Below are 12364 nucleotides of genomic sequence, written 5' to 3'. Positions count from 1 at the left end.
AGCACTGCGATGCGCAAAGGGCGGATTGGGTGTTGACAGGCGTTCACCGCCCCGACATAAACCGCCCCGACGACGCGCCCGGGGACGGGCGCCGTTCGTTTCTCCGGCTCTGAATGGAGGGGTGGGAGAGTGGTTAAATCCGGCAGACTGTAAATCTGCTCGCTTAGCGTACACTGGTTCGAATCCAGTCCCCTCCACCACCCCCTTGAAGCGGTCGGTATTCATTAGAGCCCCGGCAGGCTTACTCAGTGAGCTCGTCCGGCGATGGGGCCTCGAACAGGCCCATCCAGTCTTTGAGCCTGGCCTCGGGGATGTGAAACGTCCCGGAAGGCAACTGGCCATTCCGGGCCCTGATGCGTTCCAGCAGCTGCCCCTCGGTCGCATCGGCAAAGTGGATTGTGAAGCCGACGCCGAGATCGCGAGCTTTTGCTCGCAGTTCGTCTCGCTCGCGCCTGGTCCAGAAGCCGAAATCGAGGATCACGTCCACGCCAAGGACCAGAACCCGCGACGCAGTCTCCCACAGCAGCGCCTCGATGGCCGCGTGCCTGGCGTTGTGTGTCGCGAGATCACCGTCGTCAATGTGCTCCTCGACGTCCATGCCGAACAACCGGACATGCCACTCGTCGACGGTAAGGCGGAGCGCGCCGTAATCGACCTCCAGCTTCCGGGCCAGCGTCGTCTTGCCGCTGCCTGGCAGTCCAACCATCAGATGAAGTGTTGCCATGACCCGCCAGTCTCGGTTGCCTCCACATGTGGCCCCACCTCCACCGGAAGCGCAACCGGCTCTCGCTGATCCCAGGGTCGGCTCTCGCCGATCCCAGGGTCGGCTCGCCGATCCCCGAAGGCAGAGGCGGCGCGGCCTAGGCGTCGCCCTCTGCGCCAGCTTCTTCCATCAATACCGAGCTCACCGGCGCCTCGAGCGTCCATGTAATGCGCGACGCGGTGCGCGTGGTACTGGCTCGGCCATTGAGGGCGACCGGTGTTACGCGCTCGAGTACGACGGTTCCGAACCCACGCCCGGCTTGCGGCTCGGCTACCAGCGGCTCGTCAAAGTTCTCGTCCCAGGTCATCGCCAGCTCGGCCGCCGGCCCCCGACTCACCGACCATGACACCGTGATGGCGCCGCCGGCACCGGAGAGCACCCCGTACTTGGCGGAGTTGGTGCCCAGCTCGTGGAAGGCCATACCGAGGTTCTGCACGGCGTTGGGCGAGATCGAGACCAGGGGGCCCGAAATGGTCACCAGGTTCTCGTGTCCGAACGGCGCCAGTTGCGCCTTGACCAGTTCGGCCAGCGTCGAGCCGGTCCATTCCGAGCGGACCAGCAGGTCATGCGAGGCCGCGAGGCTGGCGATGCGGGTGCGAATCTTGGCCTGGAACTCGTCAATCGATACCGAACTCAGCCCGGTCTCGCGGATCAGCGACAGGATCACCGCATACTGGTTCTTCACCCGATGGTTGATCTCGCGCAGCAGCACCCGGATCCGCCGTTCGCTTTCCTTCGATTGGGTGATGTCGCGGGCGATCTTGGAAGCGCCCACCACCTCGCCGCTCGGGTTGCGGATCGGCGATACGGTCAGCGACACGAACACCGTGCTGCCGTCCTTGCGCAGCCGCACGGTCTCATAACTCTCGATCCGCTCATTGGCGCGGATGCGCCGGATGATGTCGGTTTCCTCGCTTTGCAGGTGCGGCGGGATCAGCATGGTGATGGAGCGGCCAATGGCTTCCTCGGCCGTGTAGCCGAACATCCGTTCGGCTGCCGGGTTCCAATGCGTAATCACGCTGTTCAGATCCTTGGCGATTACAGCATCGAAGGACGAATCAATGATCGCGGCGAGCCGCGCCTCGATGATGCGCTCGCCCTCGTCCAGGTTCTCTCGTTCACCCTGCATATAGTCCCCCAGACACCCGCCAGTGAACGAGAGGGACGCACATTGGTTCCGGGGCGCGAGAGATTCTCCGCGTCCTGCCGCTATTCGATCAGCAGACGGTGCGAGCGCGGTTGCCAGCCGATGAGTCGAGCGGCCTTCGACAGGTCGTGTTCCTCCCCGGTCTCGTCGCCGACGATGAACAGGGCCTCGAACCCGCCAGGCGCGGGCGGCGTCACCGCTTCGATGGCGCCGAGATAGGCGTTAGCCATGTCCTCCTCATCGAGCGGGTAGACATAGCTGCCGTCGCCGGCGCGCTGCGGGTGGCGGCGTTGCGCAAGATAGTCGGCGCGCTTGCGCGGTCCGCTGATCCTCAGCCCGATGATGTTCATGCCGAACCAGTGCGCGAAATAGGCGCAGATCTCTTCGCCCAGTCCCTTGCTGAGGCCATAGACGGAGGGCGAGTCGAGTGGCACCTGGTCCTCGCCCGGATAATTCGGGCGACCGCGATAGTGGACGCTCATCGAGCTGGTGTAGACCCCACGCTTCACCCCAGCTTCCTGTGCCAGGTAAAGGAACAGGTGCAGGGCTTTGGTGTTCAAGTCATAATTGTTGACGATGGTTTCGATGTCCTGGTCGGTGACCATGCCGCCCTGGGCGCTGCGCATCGCCAGCCAAACGAAACCATCGACCCCGGTGAGCGCCTCGCGGATCGCCTCGGGGTCGAGCACCGAGCCCTTCACATGCTCGACATCGGGGTCGGCGGGTGGGGTGAGGTCGAGCACCCTGAGCGTGTGCCTCGCCTTCAGATAGGGGGTGATCAGCTGGCCGACATGGCCGGCCCCGCCGACGAGCAGCAGTTTCATCGGGCAGCCTCCGGCTTATCGCCGACATCGAGGATGCGGATGCCGCGCTCGCCGGCGATCCGGTGGAACAGTGCCCCGACTTCGGGCAGTTCCTCGCTCGAGTTGCCCTCGGCGATCAGCGGATAGTCCGGGTCGAGCGCCTCTAGCCGGCTGAACAGCGTCGCAAAGTCCATCAGGCCCTTGCCGGGGCAGCCGTCCTGCAAGTGGATCGCCAGCCGGTTCTCCACCCAGATATCCTTGGCATGGGCACTGCAGATGTGGCGGCCGAGCCGGTCGAAATGCGCGTTGAGCGCACCGCCGGTATCGTAGATCGTCTCGAGCGTGATCCAGTTGGCGGAATCATAGTCGCAGCGCACCCATGGCGAATCCACTGCATCGAGGATGCGGGCGGCGATTTCAGGAGTGCGCGGCGTCACCAGCGAGTGCGATTCGAGGCTGAGCAACACTCCCGCATCCTCCGCCGCCTTGGCGCACTCTTTGAGCGAGCGGACCAACTGGTGCTCGGCCCTGGCCGTCCAGTTATCGGGATGCGGGAACCAAGGCCCGGCTGGGTTCATCGAACCGGGGCCGGTGTCGATACCGCGGGCGCCCATCCAGCCTGCGAGCTGCAGCGCCGCCTGCACGACGCGCACCGACTGCGCCCGCGCCGTCTCGTCGGAGGTGACGAGGTTCTGCCAGTAGCCGGTGGTCTGGAACAGTGCCACGCCCTCGTCGGCGAGCAGGGCTTTCAGCCGCTCCGCGTCCTCGCGACGCGCGGTCAGCGGGTCGTTGTCGCGAAAGCGCGTGAAGATGCCGGAAAAACCTGCATCGCGAACCCGTCGGCACATCTCTGGGGTCAGGTCATTCATGTCCGCGGGCAAAAAACACCCGCTCATACCAAGCCGCATCATCGTCCTCCTCGAGACGCGGCATCCATCCGGCGGCAGCGCCCGGAGTCAATTATACGTTTGCCTCGCGTGGGGCAGGGGCTGCGCCGGCGCCACTTGGCTAGCCGCACCAGTCCGGCGATGCCGGCGTCCTCGCCTGGGCCAGCCCCTCGGTGATCAGCTGCGCACCCAGCGACTGTCCATCCCGCGACACCAACGCCAACGCCGATCCATCGGCATCCCCGATCTCGAAGGTCCCGGCATTCAGCAGGTCACGCAGTCGCAGCGCCGAACTCCACGAGAGCTGGCTCGCCTTGGGACATTCCGAGGTGTAGCGCTCCGGCGTGACGGCGTCGGCGAGGCGGATCACCTTGCCGCGCAGATAGAAGCTGTCACCGGACCACACGCAGGTGAGGTGGGGCAGGGCCTCGCACAGCATGAACCGTGCATCCTCGGCGTGGGCCGGAAGGGCGGCCGCCAGCAGCGGCAGCATCAGCAGGGCAATCGCAGCTCGCATGCCTCACGCTGACTCCGATCTGGCGCGTGAGCAACGCACAATGGTGGGATCGAAGAGGCTTGGGTGGGATCGAAGAGGCTTGCCAGCATCGCGCCTCAGCCACTAAGAAGCGCTGGCGCTCCGGCGCGGGTGTAGCTCAATGGTAGAGCAGAAGCCTTCCAAGCTTATGACGAGGGTTCGATTCCCTTCACCCGCTCCAGCCCTTCCCGCCCGTCGACCTAACGGCATGAAAACGCGGCGTTTCAGCTCTATCCCTGCAGCCAGCCTGCCGGTTTGTGAAGGAGGCTGATATCGACGAGGCGATGCGGCAGATCTTCTTCGGCCACCGACGCACCGGTCAGGAGTAATCGGCGGCGGCTACCAGTTGATCAGGCCGGATGCCTCCAGCGCCGCGACCACCGCGCCGCGTGACTCGTGCAAGTCTTCGATGAGCTTCATCGGCCTGAAGCGAGACATGTTGCCGTCCCGCGGCACAGCAACTGCGTTAAGCGGTATCAGGCTGCCAATACCTCCAAGCAGTTGCTCGAACTGGACGGCGGTTCGTCGATCCGATGTCGTCTTTGTCACCGCGTAGTAGGGGAGGCGCTCTCCGGCTGAAATGGCGGTGCCGCCAATAAGGAACGTGTTGGTGTTCAGGAAGAATTCCTTAGTGGGGCGGTCCGAGGGATCGACCTGGAAGCCTTCGAGAATCTCGAAACCGTGCGGACCGTAGGTGAGGTATCCACCGACATCCGTCGCGGTCCCCGGAGCCACCTCCACGGTAGCATCCATCTTGCTGGCGATGTGCGCCCCGACGATGTCGGCATCGAGCGTTGCAAGCAGGTTATCGATATTGGAGATTTGCCACAAGCGCGGGGAAATGCCGTCTATGCTGTGGTGGGCAGCGAGCAGCTTCGGAACCTCGCCATGGCCGGGTGGGCTGAAACTCGGAGTTCCATCCGCTTGCAGCAGCAGGTGCCCATCCTCGAGTAGCCGTGGCAGCACCGACTGCGTTACGACTTTGATGCGCAGCCTCGCATGGCTCTGGCTTTCGAGCACCTTGAGCACGGCGAGTTCAGTCGCAGGGCTGACCACGACGATTACTGCCAACGTTGTGTCGTGCGCCGCAGCGACCCCTGCCAGCGCTTCCAGCTTTACACGCAGCAGCGTCCAGCCCGGCAACAACTCTACGGCCGCCTTTGCCCCGCCGCCAAAGCGGGTTGCAAGGCCACCACACAGAATGACAGCGCCGACATCGCCGGCCGATATCGTCGAACTGCCGATTTTGCGGTGGGCCTCGTCCGGCCAGTGGGACTGGATATCGGCTCGCGTTGCATACCGGATGTCGGTCAGGAGGGGCGTAGAGAGTGAGTTGCTCCTGTAGTCGCGACGCAGGCGCTCAAACAGCGCGTTATCGTAGTATTGCGTTGCTGGCGCCTCCTCCTCAAACCGAGGGTCCATGCCTTTCCTCCCAATCACGGTCAACTTTTGAACTCGACATAGGCCTTGGAGCTCTGCGGCCCCCTGCTACCTTGGTATTTCCCACTATACAGGACGATGTTTCCGCGAACGGTGCAGAACGTAACCTGCCCAATCCGCATGCCGGGGTATACACGAACCGGCTGCACGGGGTTCAGCTGTAGCGTCCACTGGTTGACCGAACCGATATCTATCAAGTCCGCCGTGACATGAACGAACGGGCCCATGCGCGGGGGGCAATACCCAGGGATTAGTGGTGGCAGAGGAGTGATCTGCCCCCACGCTTGAGCTCATCAATCCCCTTAACTCGCTCCAGCCCTTCCTAATTGATCGGCTTGCCCGCCTCCTCGACCACCCAGTCGCGGAACGCCTTGATCTTGGCGACGTTGCGGCGTCCCTCGGGGTAGGCGAGCCAGAAGCTGGTGCCTTCGCCGAACACTCGTTCGAACGGCTGTATCAGTCGCCCTTCCGCCAGCTCGCGTTGAAAATAGTCGGGGGTGAGCAGGGTGACGCCCTGGCCGGTCATGGCGGCGATCGCGTCGAAGGTCTGCATGTTCATCGAGGGTGTCTTCTGCTGTTTCAGCACATCGTGCGGCAGGCCGTAGGCGTCGAGCCAGAGGATCCACCAGGGGTCGTCGGCGTCGAGCAGCGGCAGTTTCAGGATGTCGGCCGGCTCATGCACTCCACCGATGCTCGCTGCCAGCGCCGGCGACAGCATCGGGGTGAAGCGCACATCGAGCAGCTTGACCGCGTTGAGCCCCGGCCAGACGCCTTTGCCGGCGCGCACGACAACATCCACTTGCTCGCGACTGAAATCTACCAGCCGGTCAGTGGTCTCGAGCCGCACCGCGATCTCCGGGTGCCGGAGCTGGAAGATGCCGAGCCGCGGCGCCAGCCATTGCGCGGCAAAGGTGTGCATGGTGTTGACGATCAGCGTCCCATGCTCGCGCGCTCCGAAATCGATGAAGGCTTCGCGCAGAATCTCGAAAGAGCGGCTCACCTCCGGCGCCAGCCGCTCGCCGGCCTCGGTGAGCGCCACCTCGCGCGGCCGCCTGAGGAACAGCGGCGAGCCCACCCGCTCCTCGAGCAGTTTGATCTGGTAGCTCACCGCAGCCTGCGTCATGCCCAGTTCCTGGGCGGCGCGGGTGAAGCTCAGGTGCCGGGCAGCCGCCTCGAAGACGCGGATCGCAGCAAGTGGGGGTAGGTGATCTGACATAAGGCCTCCTTATGCATGATACTCGAGCTTTGGTTGGAAATCAAAGCTCTGGAGGCGCATCTACCCTTCACACGTATCAAAGCTGACGGTGATCGAAATGCTCTACCAGGCCCCCAAGTCCCGCGCTGCCCGCCTGTTCGGCTGGGTGAAGCACGTCATCCTGCCGCCTCGCGCCCACCCCGTGGCCGATATCCGGGAGCTGAGTTCGTACCTGCGCACCGATATCGGCGCCAACGACACGCACTATCCTTTTCACCACCCGTAATGAGCGGCGCCGCTTCCGCGAGGGACCATAACAAAGGCCCGGCATCGCTGCCGGGCCTTCTGTTTGTGCGGACAGATTCAAGATCAGCAGTCGAGCAGGTGGCCCGAACCCTTGGGCGCGGCGGTGCAGGTCCACAGCGTCGGCAGCTTGAGCTTGGTTGCGGTGGTTTCGGTCGCCGTGGCAACCGTCTTCGGCGTCGCCTTCAGCATCTCGGCGCCTTTCTCCCAGCATTCCTTCTTCAGGGCGGGGAAGATCAGGCAGTTCACTTCCGAATCCGAGAGCACCGAAGCGGCAGCGGCAGGCAGGACAGGCACGGCGAAACCGGACGCGACGAGCGCGGCAACGAGAACGAGTCTCTTCATCTATTTCCCCTGGTTACCTCCAAAGCGCAGCCCCTTGGTGAAAGGCCTTGGACCGCGCGGCACAGAGCCTAATCCCGCGCCACAGCGGCGCGCAATCATCACGCGAAGGTTGCCCCCTTGCCACTTGCGCGGCGCGAGGCTTTTCAGTAGAGGGAGGGCCGCAGGTTTAGGGGTATAGCTCAGTTGGTAGAGCATCGGTCTCCAAAACCGAGGGTCGAGGGTTCAAGTCCTTCTGCCCCTGCCACCTGCACCTAGCCGGTCCGCGAGCGGCCAGCGCCTCTCCGCGCTCCCAAATGTTTTCATTAGGTTGCTCAGCTGCAACAGCTTTTTGGCGTGGGGCGTGGCAAGCAACGCACTCCCTTTGGAGTGATTATTGATGGCTCGGTTTATTGCTCTTCTTGTCGCGAGCGTTTCGCTCGCGGCCCTCGCCGCGACTTCCGTACACGCTGCCGATCTTATCATCGATACACCGGCGGAGCCTGGCGTCGTGGATGTCGGCGGCAACTGGGATGGCGCCTATGTGGGCGTGTTCGGGGGTTATGGTACCGGCGACTTCGAAATCAACGACAGCGGTTTCCTGTTTGACTTCGACGGATGGCTTCTCGGTGTAGCCGTGGGTGCCAACTTTGCGGTGGCCGATGGCATCGTCGCTGGCGTGGTTGGCGATATCGCGTGGTCGAACATCGCTATCGACCCCGCCGACTTCGGTGGCAACGAGTACAACGTGGATTGGGTCGGCTCGCTGCGTGGTCGCTTGGGTTTCGATGGCGGCGCTTTCCTGCCGTACTTGACCGCCGGCCTGGCTGTCGCCGGTGGCGAGTCGGTCGACCCGCCTGTCAGCGATACGGCCGTGCATGTAGGCTGGACCGCGGGTGCGGGTGTCGAGTTCGCGGTGGCCGACAACCTGTCGGTCGACCTGCTGTACCGCTATTCGGACTACGGCACCGCTACCTACGATCTGGGGCCGGACTTCGATATCGACTTCCAGACCCATCAGGTCAGCGCCGGCCTGAACTGGCGGTTCTAAGCGCAGCGACTAACACCGAGCGGCCCCGGTCTCCACCTCGGAGGCCGGGGCCGTTCCATTCCGGGCAGGGCCGGCTACAGCATTCCCAGATACATGGCGATCGGCGTCGCCAGCATCGCGGCGACCAGCGTGGCGAACAGGACTTTGAGGAAGAGTGTCTCGAGCATAGTGCCCTCGGGAGAAAGACAGCGGGCGCGACACGAGTTGCCACCAGAGTCAGCAGCCCGCTGCTTCCTCCCGAAGACGTCACTCTAGGTCGGTTGCGAAAGGCGCGCATTTAACAAAGACATCCCGGTGATCGGCGCGATCAACTCTCGCCAATGCGGCGGCCCGCTGCATGGCAGTCCCTTGCGGGCGCTGCCGATCTATCCCAAGAAGGCGTGGGGCTTGGGGATTTGACGACATGAAAGTGACGCTCGACCTCGACGATCTCGTCCGGCGCGGGGATCTCACGCAGGCGGAGGCCGATCGGCTGAAGGGCTTTGCCAAGGCCGATACCGGCGCGCTTGGCACCAATATTCTGCTCTCGTTCGGCGCCGCCGCCATCGTCATCGGGCTGGGCGCGCTGTTTCCCACCGCCGAGACCGCCATCGGGCTCGGCGGGCTGCTTCTGGCGCTCGGGCTGGTGCTCAGGTTCAACGGCATCGAGCGCTGGACCTTGTTCGGCCAGGTCTGCGTCACCATCGGTGCCCTTGCCCTCTCGGGCGGCATCTCGATCCTCGCTGAGGGGTCGGTGCCGATCAATCTGGCCATCGGAGGAGGGCTGGCAGTGGCGGCGGTGGCGGCGCGCTCGGGCCTCCTGGCGGCATTATCGGTGATCATGCTGACGGCAACAGTGGGCGGAGCAACGGCCTACAATGGCAGCTTCTTCTGGCAGCCGGCCCTGACCATCGGCATCCTCGCGGCGCTGACGCTCGGGCTCTATCTGCTCTCGCTGCGGCTGTCCGCGGACTATGAGCGGTTGGCGATCATCGCGGCGCGCGTCGCTATCCTGATGCTGAACTTCGGCTTCCTCATCGGCTCGCTGTTCGGCGACGATGCACTGAAGCTTCCGCCGCTGGCCTTCAGCGTCGCCTGGGCCCTGGTGCTCATCGTCACGGGCCTTTGGGCGATCCGCGCCAACCGCCGTTGGGTGGTCAATGCCGCCGCCGTGTTCGGAGCGATCCACTTCTTCATCCAGTGGTTCGCAACGCTGGGGCCGTCGCCGCTCTCCATCGTCGGCGGCGGGCTGCTGCTGGTCGGCTTTGGCTTTGCGATCAGGTGGTTCAACCGCAGCCAGCACGCAAAGGCGCCGTCGGAATCTGACGTGACCATCCCCGATTCCATTGTCGGTCCGGGCGGCGCGGCCTGATCGCCCCGGTGCGGTGCGCCGAATTCGATAGGTGGCTGTCGAATGGGGGCGTACAGTACCTGGGCGCACCAACGCGCCGCCAGCGAAAGCGACCCCCCCTATATGCCCGTGGATCATCCCGACACCGCGCCCGTCGCGGTTCGTCGCATGCCCAGTCGCACGCTGACGGTGGCGCTGAGCTTCTTCATCACGCTCGGCGCACTGTTCGTGTTGGCGCCGCTGCTGCGCTTCGGCACCAGTTTCGGCTGACGGAGACAGCGTCCATGCCGCGCAGCCCTCTTTCCGGGTTCGATGCCGATCCCAGCGTCGGCGCCGAGGAGCCGTCCGGACCGTTCGACTACACCGAACCGGCCGATCTCTACTTTCCGGTGCAGGTGGGGCGGAAGGCGGGTCTCGACTACCGTCGCTTTCCTTCGGCCACCCTGGCGCTGCGCTATGCGATGGAATCGCTGCTTCCGGGCAAGCTGAACTCGGCGACGCTGGAGGTCGATGGCGAACGCTACGACAGCGTCGCGATGCGCCGGCTCTATGCTTCGTCGGATTTTCCGGCGTCGTGAGGCGGCGGTACGTCGATGCCGTCTTCGAGATACTCGTGCAGCTTGTTGCGCAGCGTTCGGATGCTGATGGCAAGGATGGCGGCCGCGTGCGTGCGGTTGCCGTGGGTGGCGCGCAGCGTTGCAAGGATCAGTTCGCGCTCGACATCCGCGGCCTGCAGGCCGACCAGTTGCAGCGTCGCGGCTGGATCGGGATGGAGGTTGTAGGCGTTGAGCATCGAGGCCTCGCGCTATTCCATGTCGACCGGCAGGGTGAGGCTGAGATCAAGGGCGGCGAGGAAGGCGACGACAGCGGCGGCGGCCATGATCACCACTGGCAGCCAGTGCCCGAACTGGGCTCGCGTCATCGCTTGCAGCAACGCCCCCTTCCCCATCGCCCCAGAATCACGCCGCGGGTCCGTAGGCTTGTGGTAACGGAGGCAACCTGACGGATGGCTGACAGCCCTCGTGCACAGGCGCCGGAGCGCCGACATCACGGTGTCATTGGGACTTGCAATAGCCGAGGCAAGCCATTAGATACCGCTTCCCAAGCCGCCCGGGGTGACTCGCGCGGTTCGTCGTTTTTGGCCTGATGGCCCGACCGGAAGTAGAGCTGATGGCTGCACTGAACCCGCTGAAGTTCCTGCAAGAGGTTCGTCAGGAAGTCGGCAAGGTCACCTGGCCGACCCGCAACGAGACCCTGGTCTCGACGGTGATGGTGCTGGTGATGGTGGTCATCGCGAGCGTCTTCTTCCTGCTTGCGGATCAGCTCATTGCGATGGCCGTGCAGTTCGTCCTGTCGATCCGCTGAACGGTAAACTGAACTTTTAGGAGCTTCGACGCGGCATGGCCAAGCGCTGGTATATCGTTCAGGCGTACTCGAACTTCGAGCGCAAGGTGGCGGAAGACATCCGCCAGAAGGTTGCGCAGAAGAAGCTTGAAGACCTGTTCGACGACGTGATCGTGCCAACCGAGAAGGTGGTCGAGATGCGTCGCGGCCGCAAGGTTGACGCCGAGCGCAAGTTCTTCCCGGGCTACGTGCTGGTGAAGATGGATATGACCAACGAGGCATTCCATCTGATCAAGAACACGCCGAAAGTTACCGGCTTCCTCGGTTCGGGCGACAAGCCCATGCCGATCTCGGAGAAGGAAGCCATGGCCATCCTGCAGCAGGTGCAGGAAGGCGTCGAGCATCCGAAGCCCTCGGTCTCGTTCGAGGTCGGCGAGCAGGTGCGTGTCTCCGACGGTCCCTTCGCCAGCTTCAACGGCGTGGTGGAAGAAGTCGACGAGGAGCGTTCGCGCCTCAAGGTGGAAGTTTCGATCTTCGGGCGTCCGACGCCCGTCGAACTGGAATACGGTCAGGTCGAGAAGGTCTGATCACCCCGTCGTTGCGCAAGCACGACTGGCTTACTCGTCGTTGCGCAAGCACGACTGACTGACTGAAGAATTCCGGCGCAAGCCGGATACTCGCAGCCTGAGCGTTGCGAGAAAACCGTGGGAGGGCAGGGCGGTCGCCAACCGCTCGTAAAGCCCGGACCACGGCGTCTCACAGATCCGGTGACGCGGATCACCCGCCCGATCCTGGGCACATATGGAGATTGAACCATGGCAAAGAAAATCACTGGGTACCTGAAGCTTCAGGTCCCAGCCGGCTCGGCGACCCCGTCGCCCCCGATCGGCCCCGCGCTGGGTCAGCGCGGCCTCAACATCATGGAATTCTGCAAGGCCTTCAATGCGAAGACCGCCGAGCAGGAAAAGGGTGCCCCGACCCCGGTCGTGATCACCATCTATGCCGACAAGAGCTTCACTTTCGAGACCAAGCTCCCGCCGGTCACCTACCTGATCAAGAAGGCCGTGAACCTGAAGTCCGGCTCCAAGCTCCCGGGCAAGGAATCTGCTGGCACGATCACGCAGAAGCAGATCCGTGAGATCGCCGAAAAGAAGATGGCCGATCTCAACGCCTATGACGTCGACCAGGCCGCGACCATGATCGCCGGCTCCGCCCGCTCCATGGGCATCCAGGTGGAAGGCTGAT

General features: G+C 63.8%; 16 protein-coding genes, 3 tRNA genes and 1 pseudogene. 10 read left to right on the top strand and 10 right to left on the bottom strand.

Annotation, left to right across the window (positions count from 1 at the left end; translation table 11 throughout):
* Positions 1–115: 115 nt before the first annotated feature.
* Positions 116–200 (top strand) — tRNA-Tyr (locus ASC68_RS08955).
* Positions 201–241: 41 nt separating this feature from the next.
* On the opposite strand, the gene ASC68_RS08950 is transcribed toward ASC68_RS08955, so the two are convergent.
* From ASC68_RS08950 to ASC68_RS08930, 5 genes are all read right to left on the bottom strand, one after another.
* A complete protein-coding gene (locus ASC68_RS08950; protein ID WP_244488411.1) occupies positions 242–724 on the bottom strand; it encodes an AAA family ATPase in 483 nt (160 codons plus the stop codon).
* A gap of 136 nt (positions 725–860) precedes the next feature.
* Positions 861–1892: a PAS domain S-box protein gene (locus tag ASC68_RS08945; RefSeq protein WP_055877984.1), complete on the bottom strand. Its 1032-nt coding sequence runs from the start codon at positions 1890–1892 to the stop codon at positions 861–863.
* An 80-nt stretch (positions 1893–1972) separates the two neighbouring features.
* The gene (locus ASC68_RS08940; RefSeq protein ID WP_055877982.1) at positions 1973–2734 is read right to left on the bottom strand and encodes an NAD(P)-dependent oxidoreductase; all 762 of its coding nucleotides are present in this window, start codon (positions 2732–2734) and stop codon (positions 1973–1975) included.
* Entirely contained in the window at positions 2731–3561 is an 831-nt protein-coding gene (locus ASC68_RS08935; protein WP_197421141.1) for a sugar phosphate isomerase/epimerase, read from the bottom strand. The genes ASC68_RS08940 and ASC68_RS08935 overlap by 4 nt, the downstream gene beginning before the upstream one ends.
* A gap of 160 nt (positions 3562–3721) precedes the next feature.
* Entirely contained in the window at positions 3722–4117 is a 396-nt protein-coding gene (locus ASC68_RS08930; protein ID WP_055877979.1) for a hypothetical protein, read from the bottom strand.
* Positions 4118–4242: 125 nt separating this feature from the next.
* On the opposite strand from ASC68_RS08930, the gene ASC68_RS08925 reads away from it, so the two are divergent.
* A tRNA-Gly gene (locus ASC68_RS08925) sits at positions 4243–4316 on the top strand.
* Between the two features lie 158 nt (positions 4317–4474).
* Here ASC68_RS08925 and ASC68_RS08920 read toward each other — a convergent pair.
* Both ASC68_RS08920 and gcvA read right to left on the bottom strand, forming a co-directional pair.
* A complete protein-coding gene (locus ASC68_RS08920; protein WP_055877977.1) occupies positions 4475–5557 on the bottom strand; it encodes a UTP--glucose-1-phosphate uridylyltransferase in 1083 nt (360 codons plus the stop codon).
* 340 nt (positions 5558–5897) lie between these two features.
* Positions 5898–6791, bottom strand: coding sequence for a transcriptional regulator GcvA (gene gcvA, locus ASC68_RS08915; RefSeq protein ID WP_055877976.1), 894 nt, complete (start codon positions 6789–6791; stop codon positions 5898–5900).
* 97 nt (positions 6792–6888) lie between these two features.
* Between gcvA and ASC68_RS28620 the strand changes: the two genes are divergently transcribed.
* Complete coding sequence (locus tag ASC68_RS28620; protein WP_156384537.1) at positions 6889–7056, top strand: hypothetical protein; 168 nt, start codon at positions 6889–6891, stop codon at positions 7054–7056.
* 83 nt (positions 7057–7139) lie between these two features.
* On the opposite strand, the gene ASC68_RS08910 is transcribed toward ASC68_RS28620, so the two are convergent.
* The gene (locus tag ASC68_RS08910; RefSeq protein WP_055877974.1) at positions 7140–7418 is read right to left on the bottom strand and encodes a hypothetical protein; all 279 of its coding nucleotides are present in this window, start codon (positions 7416–7418) and stop codon (positions 7140–7142) included.
* Positions 7419–7586: 168 nt separating this feature from the next.
* Between ASC68_RS08910 and ASC68_RS08905 the strand changes: the two genes are divergently transcribed.
* From ASC68_RS08905 to ASC68_RS08890, 4 genes are all read left to right on the top strand, one after another.
* A tRNA-Trp gene (locus tag ASC68_RS08905) sits at positions 7587–7662 on the top strand.
* Positions 7663–7794: 132 nt separating this feature from the next.
* Complete coding sequence (locus tag ASC68_RS08900) at positions 7795–8445, top strand: outer membrane protein (RefSeq protein ID WP_082528022.1); 651 nt, start codon at positions 7795–7797, stop codon at positions 8443–8445.
* A 403-nt stretch (positions 8446–8848) separates the two neighbouring features.
* The gene (locus tag ASC68_RS08895) at positions 8849–9796 is read left to right on the top strand and encodes a hypothetical protein (protein WP_055877971.1); all 948 of its coding nucleotides are present in this window, start codon (positions 8849–8851) and stop codon (positions 9794–9796) included.
* A 263-nt stretch (positions 9797–10059) separates the two neighbouring features.
* Positions 10060–10353: a hypothetical protein gene (locus ASC68_RS08890; protein ID WP_055877969.1), complete on the top strand. Its 294-nt coding sequence runs from the start codon at positions 10060–10062 to the stop codon at positions 10351–10353.
* Here ASC68_RS08890 and ASC68_RS08885 read toward each other — a convergent pair.
* A pseudogene (locus tag ASC68_RS08885) lies at positions 10323–10520 on the bottom strand (helix-turn-helix domain-containing protein); the annotation flags it as partial. The gene ASC68_RS08890 and the pseudogene ASC68_RS08885 sit on opposite strands and share 31 nt — an antisense overlap.
* 60 nt (positions 10521–10580) lie before the next feature.
* Entirely contained in the window at positions 10581–10709 is a 129-nt protein-coding gene (locus ASC68_RS29325) for a hypothetical protein (protein ID WP_282569957.1), read from the bottom strand.
* Between the two features lie 236 nt (positions 10710–10945).
* Between ASC68_RS29325 and secE the strand changes: the two genes are divergently transcribed.
* From secE to rplK, 3 genes are all read left to right on the top strand, one after another.
* On the top strand, positions 10946–11140 hold the full coding sequence (gene secE / locus ASC68_RS08880; RefSeq protein ID WP_055877966.1) for a preprotein translocase subunit SecE: 195 nt from the start codon (positions 10946–10948) through the stop codon (positions 11138–11140).
* A 35-nt stretch (positions 11141–11175) separates the two neighbouring features.
* Positions 11176–11706, top strand: coding sequence for a transcription termination/antitermination protein NusG (nusG, locus tag ASC68_RS08875; protein ID WP_055877965.1), 531 nt, complete (start codon positions 11176–11178; stop codon positions 11704–11706).
* Between the two features lie 228 nt (positions 11707–11934).
* Positions 11935–12363: a 50S ribosomal protein L11 gene (gene rplK, locus ASC68_RS08870; RefSeq protein ID WP_055877963.1), complete on the top strand. Its 429-nt coding sequence runs from the start codon at positions 11935–11937 to the stop codon at positions 12361–12363.
* The last annotated feature ends 1 nt before the right edge of the window (position 12364 follow it).

Origin of the sequence: Devosia sp. Root105 (assembly GCF_001424865.1) — a bacterium.
GTDB lineage: Bacteria > Pseudomonadota > Alphaproteobacteria > Rhizobiales > Devosiaceae > Devosia_A.
This window is presented reverse-complemented; position numbering and strand designations above follow the sequence as displayed.

Coding starts and splice junctions, on each gene's coding strand:
- ASC68_RS08945 (WP_055877984.1), bottom strand. CDS start 1,892: ATGCAGGGTGAACGAGAGAACCTGGACGAGGGCGAGCGCATCATCGAG.
- secE (WP_055877966.1), top strand. CDS start 10,946: ATGGCTGCACTGAACCCGCTGAAGTTCCTGCAAGAGGTTCGTCAGGAA.
- ASC68_RS08900 (WP_082528022.1), top strand. CDS start 7,795: ATGGCTCGGTTTATTGCTCTTCTTGTCGCGAGCGTTTCGCTCGCGGCC.
- ASC68_RS08940 (WP_055877982.1), bottom strand. CDS start 2,734: ATGAAACTGCTGCTCGTCGGCGGGGCCGGCCATGTCGGCCAGCTGATC.
- ASC68_RS28620 (WP_156384537.1), top strand. CDS start 6,889: ATGCTCTACCAGGCCCCCAAGTCCCGCGCTGCCCGCCTGTTCGGCTGG.
- rplK (WP_055877963.1), top strand. CDS start 11,935: ATGGCAAAGAAAATCACTGGGTACCTGAAGCTTCAGGTCCCAGCCGGC.
- nusG (WP_055877965.1), top strand. CDS start 11,176: ATGGCCAAGCGCTGGTATATCGTTCAGGCGTACTCGAACTTCGAGCGC.
- ASC68_RS08890 (WP_055877969.1), top strand. CDS start 10,060: ATGCCGCGCAGCCCTCTTTCCGGGTTCGATGCCGATCCCAGCGTCGGC.
- ASC68_RS08895 (WP_055877971.1), top strand. CDS start 8,849: ATGAAAGTGACGCTCGACCTCGACGATCTCGTCCGGCGCGGGGATCTC.
- ASC68_RS08950 (WP_244488411.1), bottom strand. CDS start 724: ATGGCAACACTTCATCTGATGGTTGGACTGCCAGGCAGCGGCAAGACG.
- gcvA (WP_055877976.1), bottom strand. CDS start 6,791: ATGTCAGATCACCTACCCCCACTTGCTGCGATCCGCGTCTTCGAGGCG.
- ASC68_RS08920 (WP_055877977.1), bottom strand. CDS start 5,557: ATGGACCCTCGGTTTGAGGAGGAGGCGCCAGCAACGCAATACTACGAT.
- ASC68_RS08910 (WP_055877974.1), bottom strand. CDS start 7,418: ATGAAGAGACTCGTTCTCGTTGCCGCGCTCGTCGCGTCCGGTTTCGCC.
- ASC68_RS08935 (WP_197421141.1), bottom strand. CDS start 3,561: ATGTGCCGACGGGTTCGCGATGCAGGTTTTTCCGGCATCTTCACGCGC.
- ASC68_RS08930 (WP_055877979.1), bottom strand. CDS start 4,117: ATGCGAGCTGCGATTGCCCTGCTGATGCTGCCGCTGCTGGCGGCCGCC.